At 64.4% G+C, this 2,425-nt stretch carries 2 protein-coding genes; both read right to left on the reverse strand.

Annotation, left to right across the window (positions count from 1 at the left end):
- Positions 1–131: 131 nt before the first annotated feature.
- Positions 132–1,781: a DNA repair protein RecN gene (recN, locus tag A2I95_RS31715; protein ID WP_291736223.1), complete on the reverse strand. Its 1,650-nt coding sequence runs from the start codon at positions 1,779–1,781 to the stop codon at positions 132–134.
- Between the two features lie 27 nt (positions 1,782–1,808).
- On the reverse strand, positions 1,809–2,425 hold a 617-nt coding region (locus A2I95_RS31720; protein ID WP_291736224.1), incomplete at its 5' end, for an outer membrane protein assembly factor BamD.

Below are 2,425 nucleotides of genomic sequence, written 5' to 3' on the forward strand. Positions count from 1 at the left end.
AAAGCGATGAACGGATTTCTTCTACCATAACCTGTCAGCGGGTCTTTTCTTATTTAATAGCCTACAACTGTCATAAGCCAGTTAAAGAACCCTCACCCGCAACAGTTTTCCGGCCGCAGCAATCCGGCTGGTCACCCGGCCAGCAATGCGCGGGCGGCAGCGCGGGCTTCTTCGGTGATAGTATCACCCGACACCATACGGGCAAGCTCATCCACCCGCGCAGTATCGGCCAGCGGCACCACCTGCGACAGGGTCATGCCGTCCACCACCTGTTTGCGCACCTGCCAGTGATGGCCGCCAAGCGCCGCCACCTGCGGCGAATGGGTCACCACCAGCACCTGGCCGCTGGCCGCCAGACTGCGCAGGCGGCGGCCCACGGCATCCGCAGTCGCACCGCCGACACCGCGGTCGATTTCATCGAAAATCAAGGTCTTGCTGACATCCTCGCCGCGCAGGCAGACCTTCAAGGCCAGCAAGAACCGGCTGAGTTCCCCGCCCGAGGCGATCTTGTTCAAGGCCCCTGCGGGGGCGCCCGGATTGGTGGCAACGGTAAAGGCCACCGCGTCAATGCCCTCGGGCCCCGGTGCGCAGCTGGAAATGCGGGTTTCAAACACCGCCCGTTCCATCTTGAGCGGCGCCAGTTCCGCCATTACCGCCTGATCCAGCGCCGCAGCGCTTTCCCGGCGGGCTGCACTCAGTTGTTCTGCGGCTTGGGTATAGGCCGCCTCGGCGGCCTTCAATGCGGCCTCCTGATCGGCCAGGTCCTGATCGCCGGCATCCAGTGCCGCCAGCTTGCTGCGCAGGGTTTCGGCATAGCCGGCCAGCTCATCCGCCTGCACATCGTGCTTGCGCGCCAGGCCGCGAATGGCAAAAAGCCGCTCTTCGCAGTCTTCCAGCTCACCCGGATTGAATTCCAGATAGCCCAGCACCCGCTCAACCCCGTCCTGGGCATCGCCCAGCTCGATCATCGCGCGGCTAAGGGCCGCCAGCGGCTCCTCCAGCCCGGTATCGTTTTGCTGGCTGGCAACACCCTCAAGCCAGCGCTGTGCTTCACCCATGGCCCCCTCGGCACCGTCGCTCAGCAGGGAATGGGCGCGGGTGATGTCGCCGCGGATGCGCTCTGCCGCCTGCATCTGGCGGCGGCGGGTATCCAAAGCATCGTCTTCGCCCGGTTGCGGGTCCAGCTTGTCCAGTTCGCCCACCGCATGGCGCAGGAACTCCTCCTCGGCCCGCACCGCATCCAATGCCGCCCGCGTGGCCCCGACGGTCTTGCGCGCCTTGGCCGCGCCGGTCCAGGCCACCCGCACCGCGGCCAGCAGCCCCTGCACATTGGCATATTGATCCAGCAGCGCCATATGCCCGCGCGGGTTCAAAAGCCCCCGGTCGTCATGCTGGCCGTGCAGCTCCACCAGGGTTTCAGACAGCGCCCGCAGCACCTCGCCCGAGCAGCGCCGGTCGTTGACCCAAGCGGTCTTGCGCCCCTCCGCGGTGTTCACCCGGCGCAGGATCAGCGTCTCGCCGCCCGGCAGGCCGGCCTCTTCCAGAATGGCATGCGCCGGGTGACCCTTGGCCAGGTCGAACTCGGCCAGAACCTCGCCTTGCGCGGCGCCCTGGCGTACCAGCTCGGCCCGGCCCCGCCAGCCCAGCACAAACCCCAGACTGTCCAGAAGAATGGATTTGCCGGCGCCGGTCTCGCCGGTCAGCACATTGAGACCGGGCTGAAAGTTCAGCTCCAGATGATCAATGATCAGGATATCCCGGATATCAAGCGCGCGCAGCATAGCCCCGCCTCCGTGCAGCAGCAGCCGTTACAGCCACTGCCCTTTGACCGTCTGACGGTAGATCTGGCTCAACCAGTTGTTGCCGCGGTCGCGCAGTTTAAGCCCGTTCGCAGTCAGCAGCTTATAGCTGCTGTCATACCATTCGGTGGACTGGAAGTTATGGCCCAGAATGGCGCCCGCGGTCTGCGCCTCGCTGGTCAGGCCCAGCGACAGATACCCTTCAACCAGACGGTGCAGCGCTTCGGCTGTGTGGCTGGTGGTCTGGAAATCCTCGACCACCACCCGGAACCGGTTGATCGCGGAGGTATAATGGCCCCGGCGCAGGTAATAGCGGCCGATCTCCATTTCCTTGCCCGCCAGATGGTCAAAGGCCAGGTCGAATTTCAGGATCGCAGAAGTGGCATATTCGCTGTCGGGATAGACCTCGATCACCGTGCGCAGCGCCTGCAGCGCCTGGAAGGTCAGCCCCTGGTCGCGACCAACCTCGTCGATCTGGTCATAATAGCTCAGCGCCAGAAGATACTGGGCATAGGCCGCATCTTCATCCGCCGGGTAGAAGTCGATGAACCGCTGCGCAGCGGCGCGGCTGTTCTCGTAATCCTTGGTGCTGTGATAGGCAAAGGCCTGCATGATCACCGCCTGCT

Source organism: Leisingera sp. F5 (assembly GCF_001593695.1).

What these genes read in the sequence shown, in the direction of transcription:
- recN (WP_291736223.1), bottom strand. Translation starts at nt 1,781, where the DNA reads ATGCTGCGCGCGCTTGATATCCGGGATATCCTGATCATTGATCATCTG.